This window comes from Lacrimispora xylanolytica (assembly GCF_026723765.1).
GTDB lineage: Bacteria > Bacillota > Clostridia > Lachnospirales > Lachnospiraceae > Lacrimispora > Lacrimispora xylanolytica.
The window spans coordinates 4,173,838-4,195,107 of record NZ_CP113524.1; the positions used below are offsets into that span (position 1 = coordinate 4,173,838).

The 21,270-nt window shown below is 44.4% G+C and carries 18 protein-coding genes; 9 read left to right on the forward strand and 9 right to left on the reverse strand.

Annotated elements, in window-relative coordinates; all coding sequences use genetic code 11:
- Positions 1-15 precede the first annotated feature (15 nt).
- The 6 genes from OW255_RS19235 (at position 16) to OW255_RS19260 (ending at position 7,676) form a co-directional block, all read left to right on the forward strand.
- Positions 16-834: a transketolase gene (locus OW255_RS19235; protein WP_024838178.1), complete on the forward strand. Its 819-nt coding sequence runs from the start codon at positions 16-18 to the stop codon at positions 832-834.
- Positions 831-1,766 (forward strand): transketolase family protein, encoded by a 936-nt coding sequence (locus tag OW255_RS19240; RefSeq protein WP_268115041.1) that lies wholly within the window; start codon positions 831-833, stop codon positions 1,764-1,766. The genes OW255_RS19235 and OW255_RS19240 overlap by 4 nt, the downstream gene beginning before the upstream one ends.
- Positions 1,763-3,211 carry an FGGY-family carbohydrate kinase gene (locus OW255_RS19245; protein WP_155857780.1) on the forward strand — a complete coding sequence of 483 codons (1,449 nt, stop codon included), beginning with the start codon at positions 1,763-1,765 and terminating at the stop codon, positions 3,209-3,211. The genes OW255_RS19240 and OW255_RS19245 overlap by 4 nt, the downstream gene beginning before the upstream one ends.
- A gap of 50 nt (positions 3,212-3,261) precedes the next feature.
- Positions 3,262-4,308 carry a LacI family DNA-binding transcriptional regulator gene (locus tag OW255_RS19250; RefSeq protein ID WP_024838175.1) on the forward strand — a complete coding sequence of 349 codons (1,047 nt, stop codon included), beginning with the start codon at positions 3,262-3,264 and terminating at the stop codon, positions 4,306-4,308.
- Positions 4,309-4,516: 208 nt separating this feature from the next.
- Entirely contained in the window at positions 4,517-6,379 is a 1,863-nt protein-coding gene (locus tag OW255_RS19255) for a beta-glucoside-specific PTS transporter subunit IIABC (protein ID WP_024838174.1), read from the forward strand.
- A gap of 16 nt (positions 6,380-6,395) precedes the next feature.
- Complete coding sequence (locus OW255_RS19260) at positions 6,396-7,676, forward strand: glycoside hydrolase family 140 protein (RefSeq protein ID WP_024838173.1); 1,281 nt, start codon at positions 6,396-6,398, stop codon at positions 7,674-7,676.
- A gap of 126 nt (positions 7,677-7,802) precedes the next feature.
- Here the strand turns inward: OW255_RS19260 and OW255_RS19265 are convergent, their stop codons facing one another.
- The 3 genes from OW255_RS19265 to OW255_RS19275 form a co-directional block, all read right to left on the reverse strand.
- A complete protein-coding gene (locus OW255_RS19265; protein WP_024838172.1) occupies positions 7,803-8,690 on the reverse strand; it encodes an alpha/beta hydrolase fold domain-containing protein in 888 nt (295 codons plus the stop codon).
- Positions 8,691-8,720: 30 nt separating this feature from the next.
- Entirely contained in the window at positions 8,721-10,109 is a 1,389-nt protein-coding gene (locus OW255_RS19270; protein ID WP_024838171.1) for an MATE family efflux transporter, read from the reverse strand.
- A 473-nt stretch (positions 10,110-10,582) separates the two neighbouring features.
- Positions 10,583-11,578: a zinc-binding dehydrogenase gene (locus tag OW255_RS19275; protein ID WP_024838170.1), complete on the reverse strand. Its 996-nt coding sequence runs from the start codon at positions 11,576-11,578 to the stop codon at positions 10,583-10,585.
- Between the two features lie 175 nt (positions 11,579-11,753).
- Between OW255_RS19275 and OW255_RS19280 the strand changes: the two genes are divergently transcribed.
- Positions 11,754-12,104, forward strand: coding sequence for a winged helix-turn-helix transcriptional regulator (locus tag OW255_RS19280; RefSeq protein WP_024838169.1), 351 nt, complete (start codon positions 11,754-11,756; stop codon positions 12,102-12,104).
- A gap of 45 nt (positions 12,105-12,149) precedes the next feature.
- Here OW255_RS19280 and OW255_RS19285 read toward each other — a convergent pair whose 3' ends face one another.
- The 5 genes from OW255_RS19285 to OW255_RS19305 form a co-directional block, all read right to left on the reverse strand.
- Positions 12,150-14,366, reverse strand: coding sequence for an alpha-galactosidase (locus tag OW255_RS19285; RefSeq protein ID WP_024838168.1), 2,217 nt, complete (start codon positions 14,364-14,366; stop codon positions 12,150-12,152).
- 14 nt (positions 14,367-14,380) lie between these two features.
- Entirely contained in the window at positions 14,381-15,211 is an 831-nt protein-coding gene (locus OW255_RS19290) for a carbohydrate ABC transporter permease (RefSeq protein ID WP_024838167.1), read from the reverse strand.
- Between the two features lie 14 nt (positions 15,212-15,225).
- A complete protein-coding gene (locus OW255_RS19295) occupies positions 15,226-16,134 on the reverse strand; it encodes a carbohydrate ABC transporter permease (RefSeq protein WP_268115042.1) in 909 nt (302 codons plus the stop codon).
- Positions 16,135-16,195: 61 nt separating this feature from the next.
- Positions 16,196-17,536, reverse strand: coding sequence for an ABC transporter substrate-binding protein (locus OW255_RS19300; protein WP_024838165.1), 1,341 nt, complete (start codon positions 17,534-17,536; stop codon positions 16,196-16,198).
- A 132-nt stretch (positions 17,537-17,668) separates the two neighbouring features.
- On the reverse strand, positions 17,669-18,481 hold the full coding sequence (locus OW255_RS19305) for an AraC family transcriptional regulator (RefSeq protein WP_024838164.1): 813 nt from the start codon (positions 18,479-18,481) through the stop codon (positions 17,669-17,671).
- A 119-nt stretch (positions 18,482-18,600) separates the two neighbouring features.
- Here OW255_RS19305 and melA point away from each other — a divergent pair, with 119 nt between their 5' ends.
- Both melA and OW255_RS19315 read left to right on the forward strand, forming a co-directional pair.
- Positions 18,601-19,923, forward strand: coding sequence for an alpha-glucosidase/alpha-galactosidase (gene melA / locus OW255_RS19310; RefSeq protein ID WP_268115043.1), 1,323 nt, complete (start codon positions 18,601-18,603; stop codon positions 19,921-19,923).
- A 125-nt stretch (positions 19,924-20,048) separates the two neighbouring features.
- Positions 20,049-20,921 (forward strand): AraC family transcriptional regulator, encoded by an 873-nt coding sequence (locus OW255_RS19315; RefSeq protein ID WP_024838162.1) that lies wholly within the window; start codon positions 20,049-20,051, stop codon positions 20,919-20,921.
- 46 nt (positions 20,922-20,967) lie between these two features.
- Here the strand turns inward: OW255_RS19315 and OW255_RS19320 are convergent, their stop codons facing one another.
- Positions 20,968-21,168, reverse strand: coding sequence for a DUF1858 domain-containing protein (locus OW255_RS19320; protein WP_024838161.1), 201 nt, complete (start codon positions 21,166-21,168; stop codon positions 20,968-20,970).
- Between the last annotated feature and the right edge of the window lie 102 nt (positions 21,169-21,270).

The window sequence follows — 21,270 nt, forward strand, 5'->3', positions numbered from 1 at the left end:
GAATTGGAGAAAATTATGGAACGACTGAAAAAAAAGGCCTATGAGCTGCGCCGGGATATTATTGAGGAAATCTACAATTCCAAAGCAGGCCATGTAGGAGGAGATTTAAGCGTTGTGGACATTTTGACCGTGCTTTATTATCAGGTCATGAATATAAGTCCTAAAAACATGAAGGATGAGAACAGAGACCGGTTTCTTCTAAGCAAGGGTCATTGTGTGGATGCCCTTTACATGGTTCTTGGCGACCTGGGATTTTTTGACAAGGAAGAGGCCATTCACTCTTTTTGTGCTTTCAATTCCCCTTACATCGGACATCCAAATACCAGCGTGCCAGGAATCGAGATAAACTCTGGGTCTTTGGGTCACGGACTTTCCTTAGGCGTGGGAATGGCTCTTGCCGCAAAAATGGATGAAAAGACCTATCGCACCTATGTGGTTCTTGGAGATGGTGAAATGGCGGAAGGCTCCAATTATGAGGCCATGATGTCCGCCTCCCACTATAAGCTTGATAATCTATGTGCCACGGTAGACTTAAATGGACTTCAGATCAGTGGAACTACCAATGAAGTTATGTGCACAAGCGACCTTGGAGAGAAGTTCCGGGCCTTTGGCTGGAACGTCATCGATGTGAAAGATGGCAATGACTGTGACAGTCTTCTCTCTGCCTACCAGCAGGCGGCTTTGTGTAAGGGACAGCCCACAGCTGTAATTGCCCACACGGTAAAAGGAAAAGGAGTTTCCTTTATGGAGAATCAAAAGGGATGGCATCACGGGGTGATGAACGAAGAACAGTATCAGACGGCTGTCAGAGAATTAGAGGAGGTGCTTTCATGAACCACATAACAAACCGCCAGGCAATTTGTGAAACTCTTATGGAAGCTGCGGAAAATGACCGAACGATTGTTGTGGCATGCTCGGATTCCAGAGGCTCTGCCTCTCTTGCCCCATTTGCCCAGGCATTTCCCCGGCAGTTTATTGAGCTTGGTATTGCAGAGCAGAATCTTGTTTCTGTATCCGCTGGTCTGGCTTCCTGCGGAAAAAAAGTCTTTGCAGCCTCTCCCGCCAGCTTTCTTTCCACAAGAAGCTATGAGCAGGTAAAAGTAGACGTTGCCTATTCCGGTACCAATGTGACCCTGATTGGCATCAGCGGCGGCATAAGCTACGGCGCTCTTGGAATGACACACCACTCCCTCCAGGATATTGGGGCCATGGCCTGCCTTCCTGATATGCGGGTCTATGTCCCAAGCGACCGGTTTCAGACTGCCCGTTTAATCCGGGAACTGTTAAAGGATGAAAAACCTGCATACGTAAGAGTCAGCCGCTCTGCTACCGAAGACATTTACGGGGATGATATGGATTTTACTTTAAACCGCGCCCATGTTCTGGCAGAAGGGAAGGATGCCGTTATCATTACCTGCGGCGAGCTGGTTCCATACGGTGTAAAGGCACAGAAAGAGCTGGAAAGGCAGGGATATGATGTAGGGCTCATAGATATGTACTGCTTAAAGCCCATAGATGAAGAAGCTGTCAAAAGGGCGGCCAGTCAGGCAGATGTCATTATCACCGCAGAGGAGCACTCCCCATATGGGGGACTTGGAAGCATGGTGGCTCAAATCGTTTCTAGGGAAACAAAAAAAATGGTGGTGAACTTAGCTCTTCCAGACGGTCACCTGATTTCCGGTACCAATCATGAGATATTCCATTATTACGGCCTGGATGACCTAGGTATGGTGGCTGCTGTGAAAAAGGCAAGAAGCGAGGGATAGCAATGAAATATATAATTGCAATTGACCAGAGTACCCAGGCAACAAAGGCTGTCCTGTTTGATGAAAAAGGACGTTTTGTAGGCAGAGCTGACTTAAAGCATCAGCAGATCATAACGGAACATGGCTGGGTATCCCATGACCTGACTGAAATCTATGAAAACACCCTCCAATCCGTCCGGGATGTAGTGGATAAAACTGGAATAGATGCTGCAAGCATTGCGGCTGTTGGTATCAGTAATCAGAGGGAGACCACTGCTTTATGGGATAAATTGGGCAATCCTCTGGCACATGCCGTGGTGTGGCAGTGCGCCAGGGCAAAAGAAATCACAGAGCGATTTCAGGAGGAAAAGGAAATGGTCCGGGAAAAGACCGGACTTTCTCTATCCCCCTATTATCCGGCTTCAAAGATGGCCTGGCTCCTTACCCACCTAAGGCCCAAGGAACCCTTTTGCCTTGGGACCATGGATAGCTGGCTTATCTATAAGCTGACAGATGGGTTAAGTTTTTATACCGATTATTCCAACGCTTCCCGCACTCAGCTCTTTAACCTCCATACACTTTGCTGGGACCAGGAGCTGTGCCAACTTTTTGGCATTCCGATGACATCTCTTCCCGAAGTGATGGACAGCAATGCCTGCTTTGGTTATACAGACTTTGGGGGATTCCTAAATAAAAAAATACCCATTCATGGGGTCATGGGAGATTCCCACAGTGCGCTCTTCGGCCAGAAATGCCATTGTAAGGGCATGGCAAAGGCCACCTATGGAACTGGCTCTTCCATTATGATGAACATAGGAAGTACCTTTGCCGCCAGCCATGCAGGACTTGCCACTTCTCTTGCCTGGGGAATTGACGGAAAGGTGGAGTTTGTACTGGAGGGAAATATCCATTATGCCGGGGCAGTAATATCCTGGCTTCAAAATGACTTAAAGCTGATTTCCTCCGCCAAAGAGGCGGAGGAGCTGGCCGCCATTTCTAATCCTGAGGATAGCACCGTTCTTGTTCCGGCCTTTACCGGTCTTTCCGCGCCTTACTGGAAGGAGGATGCGAAGGCAGTTCTATGGGGAATGAGCCGGACGACTGGAAGGGCAGAAATTGCAAAAGCCGCCCTAGACAGCATCGCCTTCCAGGTCATGGATGTTCTAAATGCTATGGAACGGGACAGTGCTTGCAGCTTAAAGGAATTGTGTGTAGACGGAGGACCTGCAAAAAACAGCCGATTGATGCAGTTTCAAAGTGATATTGCAAGACAGACACTTCGGGCCTCCAGACAGGAGGAGCTTTCTGCCATCGGTGTTGCCTATCTGGCAGGCATGGCAGCCGGAATTTCAAAAGAAGAAGAAATATTTGGGCAAATAGAGTATGATATCTATACCCCAGCTATGGATTCCCAGACAAGAATCAGGCGTGTGAACCAATGGAATGAGGCTCTTTCTAAGATTTAATAAATTTCTAAAGAATATCTGGTAAATAATAAAGTGAGGTGATAAACATCATGCGAATCAAATCCAAGGATATTGCGTCAGCACTTAAGCTGTCGCCAGCAACCGTATCCCTAGTTTTAAATCATAAGCCCGGAGTGAATGAAGAGACCAGAAAGCGGGTTTTTAATTATATAGAAGAAATGGAACGGGCAGAGCAAAGAAAGAGCAGGCTTATGAAAGCTGATAACAAGGGGACCATATTATTTTTAACTTACATTAAGCATGGACTCATACTGAAACAAATTGCAAACCAGCCCGTCTCCCGCTTGTTTGAAGATATGGAATCTCTCTGCGCCCTTAGCGGATACTGTTTTTCATACGAAGTATTTTATGAAAAAACCGGGAATCTGGAAGAAATGTTAACGAAAATCAGGGAAAGGAACATCAAAGGAATCTATTTCATGGCTGCGGAAATGATGGGGAGTGATGTTTATCCCTTTTTAAGATTAAACATTCCTATCGTAATTGGAGACAATCTGTTCTATGAGCTGGAGGCTGACAGCTACCTGGTGGATAACAGAGAAGGCATAAGGCGGGGAGTGGATTATCTGGTGGACAAAGGGCACAGCCATATTGTTTATCTGGCACAGTCCATTGATATATTTAACTTTTCAGAGCGAAGAAAGGCTTTTATCGAAGAAATGGAAGTACGCCAGTGCGGAGATGGCACCAACCGGATTCTCCGCCTGGGAGATACGGTTGATGACGTTTATGATGCCATGAATCAGTACCTAGACCGGGGGATTTTAAAAACGACTGCCTTTGTACTGGAAAGCTCTGTTATTACCCTGGGTACCACAAAGGCTCTCCTGGAGCGGAATATGAAAATACCCAGAGAAATCTCCCTGATTGGTTTTGACGCCCTTCCTATACAGAGCATTCCCGGCCTTAATCTGACTCTTATCAAAGGAACCCATACAAACAGGCACCTGGCCGGCATGAAGCATCTGATCCGCCGACTGACAGATAAGGAAGATGAAATCGTCAGGGTCTATTACAGAACCCGGCTGATAGAAGGAGACAGTGTATTTGATAAAAAGAAATATATTTACCATTAACCATCGCCCATGGATTTAAAGAAAATTTAAATCCATGGGTGATGTGCACAAAAAAATTAATTTTAATATTGTTTTCATGTAATATTTTAACACAGATAGAGAAAAATCCGGTGGGGATTGAACCTCCATTTTGGTGATGCTAGTATAAAATCACAACAAGTCATACAAGGTACCATATGGGGTGTCCATATTACAGGAGGGAAAATTTATGGCCAATAAAAATTATGACGAACTGGCAAAACAAATCGTAGCCAATGTAGGCGGTGCAGAAAATGTCAGCTCACTGGTCCATTGTGCCACCCGTCTCCGTTTCCGGGTGGTCGACAGTTCCAAGGTGAATAAGGAAAAACTGAAACAGACCGAACATGTCATTACCGTGGTAGAAGCCGGGGGACAGATTCAGGTGGTAATCGGCAATGCAGTGGCTGATGTTTACAATACCATAATCCGCGTCACCGATGTAAAATCAGACGATGAAGGAACTGGAAATGAGTCATCAGAAAAAGATAAAAACCTGATTAATCTGTTTATGAGCACGGTTTCCGGAATCTTCGCTCCCACACTTGGAGCCATGGCTGGAGCCGGTTTATTAAAAGGTATCCTTATCCTATGCACGACCATGGGATGGCTTACGAATGATATGGGAACATACCGGATATTATTTGCAGCCGCAGACGGAGTCTTTACCTTCCTGCCGCTGTTCTTAGCCTATACTTCAGCAAAAAAATTTGGCGCTGATTTATTTGTTTCTGTGGGAATTGCAGCAGCTTTGGTCTACCCGGATCTAACGGCAGCGTTTAAAGCGAAAGAGGCCCTGTCCTTTCTAGGGATTCCAGTGGTTTTAGTAAGCTATACCTCTTCCGTCATTCCCATTATACTTTCCGTTTATGCTCTCGCTAAGCTGGAAAAGGGATTAAAGAAGATACTTCCAGGCGTGATTAAAAATGTTTTCACCCCTCTTATTTCTCTGGTTGTTATGGTGCCAGCCACCTATCTTGTGATCGGACCGATTGCCGATTATGCAGGAAAGCTTTTGGCAGGCGGATATATGACCATTGTAGGAGTAAATCCCATCATTGCAGGCTTTATTCTGGGTCTCATCTGGCCGGCAGCCGTTATGTTTGGTCTCCATTGGGGATTTGTACCGATTGTTATCAATAACATTACTCAATACGGAAGAGATACCCTGTTCACCATTACAGGCCCAAATAACTTTGCGCAGGCAGGCGCCACTCTTGGAGTCTTTTTAAAGACAAAGGACAAAAAGGTAAAAGACATTGCCGGACCGGCTGCTATCTCCGCTGTTCTTGCAGGAATTACAGAGCCAGCTATTTATGGTATTACACTAAAATATAAAAAACCATTTTTCATCGGAGCATTTTTCTCTGGTATTGCAGGAGCTATCACGGCAGCCGTTGGAGCTGGCGCACCTGCCTTACTTGGAACCAGCCTTCTTACCCTGACCGGTTATATTGGGGTTGGATTTACCGGTTTTTGCATCGCTTGTGCCATTGCATACTTTGGCTCCGCTATCTGTACCTATTTATTTGGATTTGATGACAGCATGCTCATAGACAATGAAAAGAAACCGGAATCTCCGGTTGTCCCGGAAGTGAAGGACGAGATGATTAAGGCTCCCGTAAACGGCGCTCTTATCCCATTATCTGAAGTTCCTGATGAAGTGTTTTCCTCCGGGACCTTAGGCCAGGGGATTGCCATAGTTCCCGAATCAAATGTGATAAAAGCTCCCTGCTCCGGTACGGTCATTACAGCTTATCCTCATGCAGTGGGAATCAGAACTGCTCTTGGTGCAGAAATCTTTGTTCACGTAGGACTTGATACCGTAAAGCTGGGTGGAAAGTACTTTGAGCTTCTGGTCAAAGACGGGGATGAAGTAAAAGAGGGAGACTCACTCATAAAAGTGGATATTGAGGCATTAAAAGCAGAGGGCTATAATGTAACTACCATGATCCTCGTTACCAATTCCAGAGATTATGAAGAAGTATTGCCGTCTGCCCATAATAAGGCAGCAGCAGGGGATACCATATTAAGCTGTATCAGCAGAAAATAAAGAAATGGAGGCGCCAATGAGCAGGCTAAAGATAAATGAGGATGGCAGGACTTTTAAACTGGACGGGCAAAGATTCTTTTATCTTGCAGACACCGTTTGGAGTGCCTTTACTTCTGCCACAATGGATGAGTGGGAATTTTATCTGGAGAAACGCTGGGCACAGGGCTTTACCGTACTGCAGATCAATATTCTGCCACAATGGGACCGCTGCATGTCCGATGTCGGGGTGTACCCATTTGAAACACAAGACGGTATTATATTTGATTATACCAAATGGAATGACGCCTATTTTGAACGAGCAAGGACCATGTGCAAAATGGCAAGGGAAAAAGGCTTTCAGCTGGCCCTTGTAGTCTTATGGCTGAATTTTGTTCCCGGCACCTGGGGAAGCAGGATGAAGAGCGATTACATCATGCCAAGAGAGCTTGTAGAGCCTTATACCAAAAAAGTCGTGGAAGCATTTGAGGAATTTGAACCAATTTACATGGTAAGCGGTGACACCGATTTTGATACCCCGGAGTCTGTGGATTATTACGAAGCAGCCCTGTCTGTGGCTTGTCAGATGTCACCGGATTCCTTAAAAGCAATGCATATCAAACGTGGATATGATTATATACCGGAATCCTTTTTAGATCGGATCAGCTTTTATATGTACCAGTCAGGGCACAATGCAGACGGCCAGCAAATGGCATACGTTCTGGCAGAAAAGTTCTACCGGGATTACCCGAAAAAACCTGTGATCAATGCAGAGCCCTGTTACGAGCAGATGGGCTACAGCCGAAATATGTACGGCAGATTCCAGCCCTTTGATATCCGAAAGGCTGCCTTTAGCAGCCTTTTATCCGGGGCCTGTGCCGGAATCACCTACGGAGCCCATGGGGTGTGGAACTGGAAAAAAAGCGGCAAACAGCCCAATCCTGTTATGGGGGAGGGGTTTGACAAATCCTTTTCCATGCAGGAAGCCTTACTCTTTCCCGGTGCCTGGGATTACGGATATCTGGCTGATTTTATGGAGAGAACCATTGTTGATGAGCTGATTCCGGCGTCAGACCTTTTGGAGGAGAAATCCTCTGATATCCGCATGGCCATGACAGCCCAGGGACAGTATTTAATCTATATGCCCTATCCCACGGAGCTTCTAATAAAGAAAGAACTTCATGGATACCAGGCGAAAGCCATTAATTTATCCGATCGGCGCATCGCCAGGGTAGGGATTGAAGAAAAAGAAAACAGCACAAAAGTCTCCATGCACAGTTTCCAGGATGATGTTCTTCTCTTTTTGACACCACAAAAATAAAAGTCTGGCTTGCCAGAATCTGGCGCTAAGGCGTCGTTATAATCATGACAAAAAACACCCCTTTGTGAGACAGGATCCAGCCTGTCCCACAAGGGGTGTTTCATGATTTAATCATGTCTTCACTTTTTATTCCCAGTCCTCATCCCTAAAAAAAGAACAAATCAGTTTAAACGTTCCGTCTGTCTCCTTGCTTGGAACTTTAATCCAGTCGTGGAACATGCCGGCACCTTTTTTATAGATGATTTCTGTTCCTTCTAATTTGCCGGCCTTTTCTGCCAAAAGCTCACAATCCGGTGTCAATATCTCCTCTGTTCCCGAGAATATTAGGATAGGACCCAGACCATTCCAGTCTCCGTATAAGGGAGAAACCATAGGATGATCATTTTCCAGCGGTCCACAGTATTTCCTGCCAGCCTCTCTTAACGCTTCTAAAGGTAAGATAACATCTGTTTTCTGAAATAGCTTGATCTTGGGATTTTCCAGCGCGATATCAAGCCATGGAGATACCACTGCCGTCTTAACCGGCATCGGAAGCTCTCCCTTATCTCTCAGCACCTGCAAAAAGGATAAGGCCAGTCCACCTCCGGAAAAATCTCCAAAAAGGAAAAAATCGTCCTCCGGATATTCCTTTCTTAAACTGGAATATGCTTCCATCAGGCACTCATGAGCGTTCAGTGCCGAATATTCCGGGGAAAGGGGATACTGGAAAATGGATACCTTAAAGCCTTCATATACGGCAAGGTATTCCCCGATTTCCCTGGTTCGTTCCGTGGGTTCTAAGGTATAGGCCCCTCCCGGAAGCATAAGAATATGGGCATTCTTAGGGTAGCTTCCGTTAATGGTGACTCCATAAAAGCCGTTGACATCAAAGGTCTTGACCCGAACCCGTTTTGTAAACTTTAAAGGATCCAGTTCAAAGCTTCCACGCGCTGGCTGCTCCAGCTCCAGTGCCATTTTCCGATTTGCTTTTCCCCATTTCGCAAAAAGCTTTGCTTTCTCTGCTTTTAAACTCATGATAAATCTCCCCTTTCCCTACTGGCAGAATTAAGCCTCCTTGCAGACTTTGTCCAGCTTCTTCATCTCCCGTATTACAAACTGGCTGACTATGATCGCAGATAAAATATCTGCAAGCGGGCCCGCATACAAAATTCCATCAAGCCCAAAATGTAGCGGCAGAATGAGTACGAGAGGAATCAGCAGCAAAAGCTGACGCAGCATGGACAGTATGGAAGCCTTTAGCGGCTGTCCGGTGGACTGGAAATAGCTGGTCACCACCACCTGGAAACCGGCAGTAAAAATTCCTAACATAAATACCTTTAAGCATCGAATTGCAAAATAAGAAAATTCCGCATCCTGTGTGCCAAAAATACTCAAAATAGGACCTGGGAATATCTGACAGGCAAGCCAGCCCACAAAAGAAACCGAGGTTGAGGCCGCTGCTGCTAACAGGAAGGTTCTCTTTACCCTCTTTGGCTGCCCGGCTCCCTTATTAAATCCTAAAATCGGCTGAGAACCAATACCAATTCCAATACAGATGGAAACCAAGGTCATACTGATCTTACTGACAATACCCATAGCACTTAAGGCTACATCTCCTCCAACCTCAGAATGATTTCCGTAAAAGACCAGAGAATTATTTAACACAATCTGTAAAATCGTAGAAGCAATCTGTGTGATACCGCTTGACATTCCAAGAGAGAAAGCTGACCGAAAAATCTGAGGATCGATTTTCATATAGCATTTGCGGAATCTCATATGCTTACCCCTGGTTACAAAGTAAGAGGTTAAGAATGCCGCCGAGATGAACTGAGAAGTAATGGTCGCAAAGGCAGAACCGCTTACTCCCCAGTGAAAAATAAAGATATAGATTGGATTTAGGATTGTGTTAATAACCGCACCCACTAAAATGGCGTACATGGACAGAGTAGGACTTCCATCGGTTCTTGCCATGTTGCTCAGCACCACACTTATCATATTAAAGGGAGTACCGATTAGCATAACAGCCGTATACTGTCTTGCATATACCATAGTATTATCCGTTGCTCCAAAGAGCCTTAGCATGGGATCTAAAAACAGAAAGCATGCAATCATTAAAACAATGCTTGAAAGAATCGTTAAAACAGTCACGGTTCCCAGAGTTTTTTCTGCTTGTTCCTCTTTTTTCTCCCCCAGCTTAATGGCTGCATAGGCACTTCCTCCTGCACCAAGAAGGGTGGACAGGGCAAGTACAATCGTTACAACGGGAAATGCAATGGTTGTTGCGGCATTTCCCAGATATCCGATTCCTTGTCCAATAAAGATCTGGTCAACGATGTTATAGATTGAGTTTACCAGCATGGAAATAATCGCCGGCATGGCAAACTGGGAGAGAAGCTTTCCAACCGGCTGATAGCCAAGGGGATTCCCTTCGTGTGTCGTTACTTTTTGTTCCATAGAATGTGTGATTCCTTTCCTTTGCGCTCTGCGACAAAGAACCTTAGTTCTTTCTGATTCATGTCATAAATCATAAAATTCTGCAACAAGAAAGAGTCTGACGAGTCAGACTCTAGCGCTGATACGCTGTCACTTCAGTGACACCTTCTTCTTAAGCGTCATGCGCATCCTGCAGGTCGTGCTTTTTATTTTATAGGGGAGTTCCTAAAACTTTCCTAGAAATTAAAAAAAACTGTTTCCACAGCCTGTTTCATTAAGAATTATTTCTTTTTTGTGATCCATGAATCCTTCTTCAGGGAGTTATTAATAGATAAAAAAAGCATATCATAAGTTATTTCCATGCGCAACCGCATTTTAAAAAATTAGTTTTGTAAATCTTAAGTAATTATTATAAACGTATTATGAGAAAGCAGCCTGGCGATTGCGCTTTGTGCTTTCTCATAATAAATTAGCCATTTTCAAAATATTAGACTTTATTCTTCACGTATTAGGATGGAAATATTACCAAGCTGCTCGCCTTTCTCCATTCGTTCATATGCTAAAGCAGTATCTTTTAAGAAATAGGTTGAATCTACCATGGGGTGAATGGAGTGCTTTTCCATGAAATCCACCATATCCTTATATTCCTGACCACTTGCCATGGAAGTTCCGGTAATTGTAATTTGAGGGAAAAAGATAGCTCTTGTGGGGATTGTAATATCATCTCCTGAACTACTTCCAAACATTACGATTCTTCCATTGGGTTTTATTACGTCAAAATATTTTTGGAACGTTGCTGGTCCGATGCTGTCTAATATAAGATCTACAGAACCACTCCCCATACTTTCTTTCCAGTCACTCCTACTGTCAACAGCCTGATTTATGGGCATTTTCCTGGCCATTTCAAGCTTTTCCTCACGCCTTGAAGTCACGCTGACCTTTGCACCAATTGCAGCTGCCATCATTGCAGCATACGTTGCAACGCCTCCACCGATTCCGGGAATAAGTACATGCTCGCCCGGCTGTAGATTCCCCTTCGTAAACAGGGCTCTATAGGCGGTCATGGCGGATAAAGATAAAACACCAGCTTCTTCCCAGGATAAATAAGATGGCTTTTCAATCGCATTTTCCTGAGGAATGATTACGAATTCAGCTAATGTACCATCTGTTGGTCCTCCTAGAATTTCAGGGACGACGGGAACCTGATTCATATTCTCCCAGCCCAAACAGGGATTAATGATAACCTCTGCCCCTATCTTAACATTGGTAACTCCTTCTCCAACGGCTTCAACGATACCTGCCCCATCAGATCCAGGAATGAAGGAAGCCTCTAAATCCACTGGAGAATTCATAAGAAACAAATCCCGGTGATTCAATCCTGCTGCCTTTAGCCTCACCTTAACCTCGCCCTTTCCGGGATATCGGTTTGCTTGCTGTGTATATTGTAATCCATGTATTCCCCTTGTTCCTGCATGTATGATCGCTCTCATGATAAACCTCCTGCCTTTCATTTAATCTATTTCTTATGAAAATACCAAGATAACCTGCCATTTGATTTTTATCTGTTTGACAAAGTCACTTAAAGTTTATATGATAGTGTTACAAGTTACAAGTATGAACATTTATGTTATATACTAAACTATTTGTAAGTATAGGAGTATGAGCATGGATTTTAATCTTAAATTTGGTAATTGTCCTATCTATTATACGATCTCTAAAATAGAAGGTAAATGGAAGTGGGTCATCTTATACAAGCTCTACAGATGTAAAGTAATCCGATACAATCGATTATGGTACGAACTGCAGCCAATCGCTCACAGAACCTTAAGCAAACAGCTAAAAGAGTTGGAGGCAGATGGATTGGTTCATAGAGAACAATACAACGAAGTTCCCCCGAGAGTAGAATACTCTCTCACCGAAGACGGAGAGACTCTCACACCAATTCTTGAATTGATGTCCGAATGGGGAGAAAGACACATAAATCCCAAACAAAAGGTATCAGACCATCAAGACTAATAGAAGCATGCCGTCATAAATACGGCATGCTTCTATTATAATACCCTATCTTCCTGCTTTTTCAATCATAATCATAAGAGAGGCAAAATCTCCGGTCTCCTTTGAGAACCGGACTCTGTCAATAGGGATCCCTGCATACATCAGCTGGCTTCCATAGAAAATTTCTTCCTGATCCCATAGAGTAACTTTATATGCTGTCTCCTCGGAAAGTCCATTAAGCTTTAATCTGAGCCAGCCTGCATTGGCGGGATTTAACACCTGATAATAGGATACGATGGCACGCTCCTTATCTTCCGAAACCACCATCCAGGCAGTATCATTTCCTTCAAATGGGCTCTTTAACCGGTAGAAGGTTCCCTGGTGGAGAAGCTTTCTGTTTTGCTTGTAGAATGCAATCTGCTCCTTTACCGTCTCAATTTCATCCGGGGTCAGGCTATTTAAGTCAAGCTCGTATCCAAAGGCTCCAAAAAGGGCTGCATGGCCTCTCGTCTTTAAATCCGTGACGCGGTGAATCTGATGGTTCGGCACCGCGGAAATATGGGCCCCTATGCTTGAAATGGGATAAACAAAGGTGGTTCCGTACTGAATCTTTAAGCGGTCTATGGCATCCGTATTGTCACTGCACCATGCCTGCGGTGCAAAATAAAGCATTCCCGGATCAAATCTGGCACCACCGCTTGCACAGGACTCAAAGAGAATTTCTGGGAAGTCCTTAATAAGCCTTGTGTATAAATCATAAACACCAAGAATGTATTTATGCATGACCATTCCCTGACTCTTATGGTCAGCGCCCCTGGAAAAGCACTCGGTCAGATACCGGTTCATATCCCATTTGATATAGGAAATCTTTGCATTGCCTATGACATCCTTTAACATGGTATAAACTGCATTAATGACCTCTGGCCTTGAAAAATCAAGAACGTGCTGACGTCTGCTTGGAGTCTCATACCGCCCCGGCGTGGATATGATCCAATCGGGATGGGCTTCATAAAAACGGCTGTTTTTATTGACCATCTCCGGCTCGATCCAAAGGCCAAAGCGCAAGCCCAACTCTTCAATCTTTTCGGACAGACCTTTAATTCCGCCTGGAAGCTTCTCTTTATTGACGAACCAGTCACCCAGACTTCTGTCATCGTCATTGCGCTCCCCAAACCAGCCATCATCAAGGACAAACAGCTCCACTCCGGTTTCCTTCGCCTTCTTTGCAATGGATAAGATCTTTTCTTCATTAAAATCCATGTAGGTAGCTTCCCAGTTGTTTAGTAAAACAGGACGCTCCCGGTCTCTCCAGCAGCCTCTTGCCAGACGTGTCCGGTAAAGCTTATGGTAGACCTGGCTCATATGGGAGAGCCCCTCTGTAGAATACACCATAACAAGCTCTGGTGTCTGGAATGATTCTCCTGTCTTTAAGGGCCATTCAAAGGTATCCGGATGAATTCCCATGAGCACTCTTGTGGTTTCATGTGAACAGACCTCTGCCTGTGCCAGGAAGCTGCCGCTGTATACCAGACTGAAGCCGTAAACTTCTCCGCTCCACTCTGTGGTTTCTTTTCTGGCAAGGGCAAGGAACGGATTGTGCTCGGCACTGCTGATGCCTCTCATACTGTACACAGCCTGAATTCCCTGCTCCAGGGGACGCCTTCTCACATACCGCTCTCTGGACCATGCACCGGATAACTGAATCATCTCGTAATTGCTGTCAGGTAAATCAACGGCACCGCTCATGGCAGTGGTAAGGGAGATTTCCTCCTGCCCGTGATGCTCAAATCTGGCGCTTCTTGTAAGGACCGGAAGTTCCTTATAAATGGTATAGGTCAGGATAAGATCTGTATCCATGACCTCATCATGAAGCTTGATGCTTAAGGTTTCTGCTTCCTCCTCATCCTCCACATAAGTAGAGGGAAGGGGTAATATGGAAGGCTTTCCTTTCACAATAGAGTGGGACTGATACGTAAATCCAATGGTCCGGCTGCCATTTTCCTGCTTTATGACACACGCGCCGTACCGGTAATCTCCCGTTCCATAGGCCGGATATTCCTGCTTTGTATACTCAAGGCATAAATCCACCGGATGGGAACAGCTGATGGCTGCATGGGGACGCTCCCCAGTTTCAAAGAGATAGGAGAATGATTCCCTGTCTGCAATGCGTTTTCCATAGTATAAGTTTCCCAGCTGGCCATTTCCCATAACCTGCATGATATAGCTGAAAGATCCGTTGCAAAGGTGAAACTCTCTGGCTTCTTCGTGGTAAATGATTGACATAGTATATACTCCTTTTACAATTTTCCTCCGGATGTTGCAATTCCATCAATGAACTGCTTCTGAAATATGAGGTAGATTACAATCATGGGAATACAGGCTAACAACGACGCTGCCATCAATTCCGGATAGTTTGTTACAAACTGGCCCTGAAGCTTTGCCAGTGCCGCTGATAATGGCATGGTATTTTGCTCCGTGTTGACTACCAGGGGCCACATCAGATCTTTAAAAGCAAACAAGGCAGTAAAGATACCGAGAGCCACCATGGAGGACTTGGTCAGGGGCGCCATCACATGTAGAAAGGTCTGACCGATGTTACAGCCGTCTAATCTGGCAGCTTCCTCTAAGGATGCCGGAAGCCCCATATAGGCCTGACGGAGAAGGAAGGTGCCAAAGGCAGTGACAAGACCTGGAAAGAGAAGTCCAAACCAGGTATTAAGAGCGCCAAGGCGGCTTACCATAAGATACTGAGGAATGATGAAAATCTGGGTGGGTACCATCATCTGAAAGAGAACCAGGGAAAATGCCAGGTTCTTTCCTTTGAAATGAAGGCGTCCAAAGGCATATCCAGCCATGGTAGCCGTCAGCACCGCACATACGACTCTGCCTACTATGAGAACAAGGGTATTCCAGTAGAGCCGTAAAAAATTCATCTTGCTCATGACCGCCAAAAAAGCATCCTTTCTCCAGGTACTGGGAAAGATGATGAACGGATTCATCTGAGTTGCCTCAGATGCCGATTTAAAGGCGGTTAATATCATCCATATAAAGGGTACCAGCATAACCACAGACCCTATAAAGAGGATCACGTAAATAAGGCCTTCCCTTACTTTTCTGCTCTTATCCATGTTTTTTCCTCCTCCTATGAGCTGTAATTAACCCACTTCTTCTGGCAGAACATCTGAATGACCGTAATCAATAAGATGACCACTAAAAGAAGCATGACAATGGAAGAACCATATCCCTTATTTCCCTCAATGAAGGAATATTTATAGAAGAGATACACCAGTGACTGGGTTTTTACAAGAGCAGGATTGCTTTTTTCCATCATCATATAGATACTGTCAAACACCTGCATGGCACCGATGATCCTTGTCACCGCGACAAAGAACATGGTCGGTGATATGAGAGGAAGGGTCACGTAGAAAAACTGCTTTACACCTCCTGCACCGTCAATCTGGGCGGCCTCATAATAATCCTTTGGAATTTCTTTTAAGCCGGCAATAAAGAGTACCATGTTGTAGCCGAGAATAGACCAGATACCTACCACAGCCACTGAGATGTAGGCAGTGCTTGGATTTGAGATCCAGTTGACAGAGGATAAGCCCATACTGTTTAACAAATGATTAAAGAGACCAAATTCCGAATTATAAAGCCATCTCCACACCATGGCAACCGCTGCCGGAGCAGCTACCATGGGAAGAAAGTAAATGGTTCTCCATGCAGACTTTCCACGGATCTTTCCGTCCATTAAGACGGCCAGCAAAAGGGCAATTGCAATGGAAAAAGGCACTTCCACCAAAGCATATTTACAAGTATTGATCAGAGCCTGCCATACCATTTGATCGCTGAACAGCTTTTCATAATTTTGAAAGCCTACAAAAATATTGCCCTTTCCAAAAGCCCCTGTCTTAAAAAAGCTTTGATAAATGGTTTGGAAAATCGGGATGATGTTTAGGATCATCAGACCCGCCATGGTAGGCAGAAGAAACATCCACCCCCATAGAAACTCACTTCTCTCCCGTCTGGATCCTTTTCTTTTTGTGTTCATGTAACCCCTCCCATCTCTGATTAAAAGGGGGAGGCAATCCTTATCGCCTCCCCTGCCTTACCTATTCGTTTGCCAGCATGGAATTCATTTCCTTTTCAATATCCTTACATACTTCCTCTGTGCTCTTGTTTCCGTTCCAGGCATCAATCAGCTTTTCATGGATCATGTTGGTCCATGCCATGGTTGATTTGGAGTATGGACGGATTACAAGGTCATCCATCATGTCAAGATAAGCCTTTAAATTAAAGGAAGGATAGGATTTTACCCAGTTGTCTGTGGTTCCTGCATAAGCAGACATAACGATTCCAAGGTCAGACTGCTTTTGCTGCGCGTCCTTGGAGCCCATGTATTCAATCAGCTTCCATGCTTCTTCCGGCATGGAGGTATTGCCAGATGCTGCCCAGCCAAGACCATTATAGATTGTTGCTCTTCTTCCGGAAGCGGCATCCTTTGGAAGAACTGCAATGTCACAGTTTGATTTTACATAATCATTGTTGCAAAGCTCTGGAAGCATCCAGGATCCCTGTGTGATCATAGCCACTTTACCAGCTTCAAACAACGCTTCTTCTTTATTCTCAGCAATTACTTCATATGGCGGTGCATATCCTGCCTTCATTAAATCGGTAAGGAAGGTAAGTCCTTTAATGGTTCCTTCCTGGCCAAAGCCGGAGGACTTCTTATCATCACTGATGACGTAACCGCCCATATCATAAACAATATTACACCAGCCAGCCTGATCATTGGTTGGGTTAATGGCAAAGCCGTACTGACTTCCATCTGACTTTGTCAGCTTTTTAGCTGCATCTGCAAAGGTATCCCAGGTCCAGCTTGCGTCTGGATAGGAAAGTCCAGCCTCATCAAACATGGTCTTGTTGTACCAAAGTGCAATGGTATCTATGTCCTTAGGAACTGCAAACTGCTTTTTCCCTTCCCAATTATAAATATCTACGATTTCTTTTGGGAATTTATCCATCTCAAGGGTCTTGCTGTCCTTAATCCGGTCTGTCAAGTCAAGGAGCATGTCGTATTGAGCATATTTGGCAATCTCATTGGAATGCATCCAGAATACATCTGGAAGAGAACCTCCGGTAGCCCCTGCCTCCAACATGGTCCAGTACTGCTCCCATGGGGTGACCTGTATCTGGGTCTTAATTCCTGTTGCCTGGGTAAAGTCCTTCATAATCTCTGTTAACCCCGGCTCCTGATTCTTATCCCAGATAGCAACCGTCAGTGTCTTGCCTCCACCGGTATTTTCTGCTGCCTTGGTGGTTTCCGCCGCCTGCTTTGTCTCCTCTTTGCCGGCTGACGTAGCTTCTTTTCCTGTCTGCTGGCTCGCACATCCCACAAGTGCCGCTGCAGCAATTGCTGCAAATGCCGCTGTAAATCCCCATTTACGTCTCATTACGCTACCTCCCTGTTTGACTATTTTACATGTTTTCTTTAACTAATGCCATTACTTTTTGTGCACTTTTCTTTTGTATGGTGTTATTATAATATATAGTTTGCATAAATAACATGGATTTTTGTGATTGAATTATGGTATTTTGTTATATCCCAGGCTGCCAGTGCGGATTCCTTTCCGATATTGTAAGGGGGACTGCCCCTCTGCCTGTTGAAAGCATCTGCAGAATACAGAAGCATCATGAAAGCCACAGGATAATCCTGTTTCTGTCATAGACAGCTCCGTATCCTCCAGCAGTCTTTTTGCCTCCATAATTCGATAAGCCGTTAAATACTGCTTGGGAGAGATATTTTTATGCTTCATGAAAAGCTTATATAGGTAGGTTCTGTCGATGCCCACATGTCGGGCCACATCTTCAATCCGTATGGAATAGCTGAAATTATGATGGATGTAGGATTCTGCCCTTAGTAAGTAGCTGGCTTCAAATTCGCCCTCCTCCTTTCTTTTGGGAAGCATGGAAAACAGGAGATAAAAATACCCTGTCATGGCATCCTGCCTATCCCCTCCTTCCAAAAACAATTCCACCAGCTTAGACATGCAGCGTTTCCACTCATTTCCTTCCTCAAACCCATAAACATATCCGGTCTCTTCCTGTATATGCTCCCTTAAAAGTCGCTCCCCATCCCCACCGGCAAAAGATACCCAGGCGTATTCCCAGGGTTCCAGCGGATCTGCTTCATAATAAGTCACCTCCTGAGGCTTAATTAAAAATCCCTCTCCTTCCTTTAATGAATACTCTTTACTTCCTGTCCGGTAAATTCCCTTCCCCTTAAGAATCACATGCAGCAGATAATGGGTCCGTATGGCAGGACCGAAAAAATGCCCTGGTGCACAGGATTCATGGCCGCAGAAATAGATGGTAAGTCCTCTGGCTGTCTGATTCATTCAGCATACCTCCATGCAACAAAATAACAATTATAGGAAACAATCTTCCTATCTTTTTATCTATGGCAATTATACAATAGCATCATCAGGGCTGCAATGAAAAACAAGGAGGAATTCATATGGTAAAGATAACGTTTATGGGGGCCGGAAGCACCATTTTTGCAAGAAATGTCCTGGGTGACTGCATGTGCACCCCTGTGCTTTGGGATGCACAAATTGCCCTCTATGACATCGATTCGGAGCGTCTTTCTGATTCCAAACTGATTCTAAATGCAATCAACAAAAATATAAACCAGGGCCGTGCTAATATAAGAGGATATCTTGGAGTGGAAAACAGAAAAGAAGCGCTTCGTGATGCCACCTTTGTAGTAAATGCCATCCAGGTGGGCGGGTACGATCCCTGCACCATCATTGACTTTGATATTCCTAAGAAGTACGGCTTAAAGCAGACCATAGCCGATACCCTGGGAATCGGAGGAATTATGAGAGGACTTAGAACCATACCGGTTCTTGAAGAATTTGCAAAGGATATGGAAGAGGTATGTCCCAACGCCTATTTCTTAAACTACACCAATCCAATGGCCATTCTCACTGGCTATATGCAAAAGTATACTTCCATTAAGACCATCGGACTCTGCCACAGCGTTCAGGTATGCTCAGAAACCTTACTAAAGGAGCTTGATATGGAGGATAAGCTTGAGGGCCGTACCGAGCTGATTGCCGGAATCAATCACATGGCCTGGCTGTTAAAGTTAAATGACAGAGACGGCAACGACCTTTATCCGGTCATTCGTGAAAAAGCATTAAAGAAGAATCAAACAGAAAAGCATAAAGATATGGTTCGCTTTGAATACATACAGCACCTTGGATATTACTGCACCGAGTCCAGTGAGCACAATGCGGAATACAATCCATATTTCATTAAATCAAAGTATCCGGAGATGATTGAAGATTTTCAGATTCCTCTCGATGAATACCCCCGACGCTGCATCAAACAGATTAAAGGCTGGGAAGAGGAAAAAGCTTCTATATTAAATAACGGTGAAATCACTCACACCCGTTCCCTGGAATACGCTTCTTATATTATGGAAGCAATTGTAACCAATCAGCCCTATAAGATCGGTGCAAGTGTATTAAATCACGGCCTCATTGAGAATCTTCCCTCGGATGCCTGTGTAGAGGTTCCATGTCTTGTGGATGGAAGCGGAATCACTCCATGCCGGGTGGGCCGCCTTCCTACCCAGCTGGCAGCCATGAATATGACCAATATAAATCCTCAGCTTCTTACTATAGAAGCTGCTCATAACAGAGATGTCTCCATGATCTATCAGGCGGCCATGCTGGATCCTCATACCAGTGCTGAGCTTAATATAAGGGACATACGGGCAATGGTAGATGAGCTCATCAAAGCTCATGGGGAATACATGAAAATGTATCGTTAATGGATCATTTGCGTTAAATAATATTTGCATGTCATATTGGCTTCCTGTATAATAGACCCATCAGATATCAGTTTTAAAGCTGCTGTCTGAACGGGTCTTTTTCTATATGGAGGTGGATTTCATTGATGGAAAAACAAACCACATACAACAACGTAGCAGGTTTCCGCTGTTTAAGAAATATCAAACGGCAGACCAATGACTTATACCTGGTCCACTGCGGAATCCAGAAGTGTCCCCCAGGCTATACCTACGATCATAAGATTCCCAATGAGTATCATCTTCATTTTGTGCTGGAAGGCACAGGTGCTCTTATTATTGGGGAAAAGCAGTATGATTTAAAGACCGACGATATTTTCCTGATTCCAAAAGGAATCCCCATCCGTTATCACGCGAACTACGAAAATCCCTGGGAATATATGTGGATCACCTTTGACGGAGAGATGGCAGAGGCTTACTTAAGCTATGCCGGACTATCTGCTGATTCACCAGCCATTCACTCCCAAATTCCAAGCCAGGTTTATCTTCCCATGATTCAGAAGATTCTGGATTTAAACCAGCTTACTTTTTATAATGAAATCCGGCGGGTAGGATATTTATATGAAATACTCTCTTCCCTGATCGAGATGCAGAGTTCTTTAAAGACTAGCCGTAAAAAGCAATACGATTATTCCATCGACACCTATGTTGATTATGCGCTTCAATATATAAAGCTTCATTACGAACATATTACCGTACAGGACATTGCAGATTATATTGGAATCAACCGTTCGTATTTGACATCTATATTTAAAAAACAGCTTCACGTTTCACCGAAAGAATACCTGATGAGGTTTAAGCTTAATATCGCCGCAAAGCAGCTTACTGACACTTCTATGTCCATTCAGGAGATCGCCACCGGCATCGGATATGATAATCCCCTTACCTTTTCAAAAATTTTCAAACAGGAATACGGAATCAGCCCCAGACATTACCGGGAAGAAAAAAAGATATCGATATAAAAAAAATAAGGAGGCAGATCAAAGCGACCTGCCTCCTTATATATATTTATCTGTCTGCCAGAACTTCATTAATCTGGGAAACTAAAACGTCACAGTCTAATCCATGAACCATGCACGCTTCCTCTAAAGACTCTCCCTGAGAAGATGGGCATCCAAGGCAATGCATGCCTGCACGCATTAAAATCGGTGCTATGCATTCATCTATCTGAAGCAAATTGCCGATTACCATATTTTTATCGATCTGCATCTCGTATACCTCCTTTTAAAAATGTACATATTGTCATTATAATATAATACTTTTTCCTATAATAAGCAAGATAAAAATCACTTTTATCAATTTATAAAAATT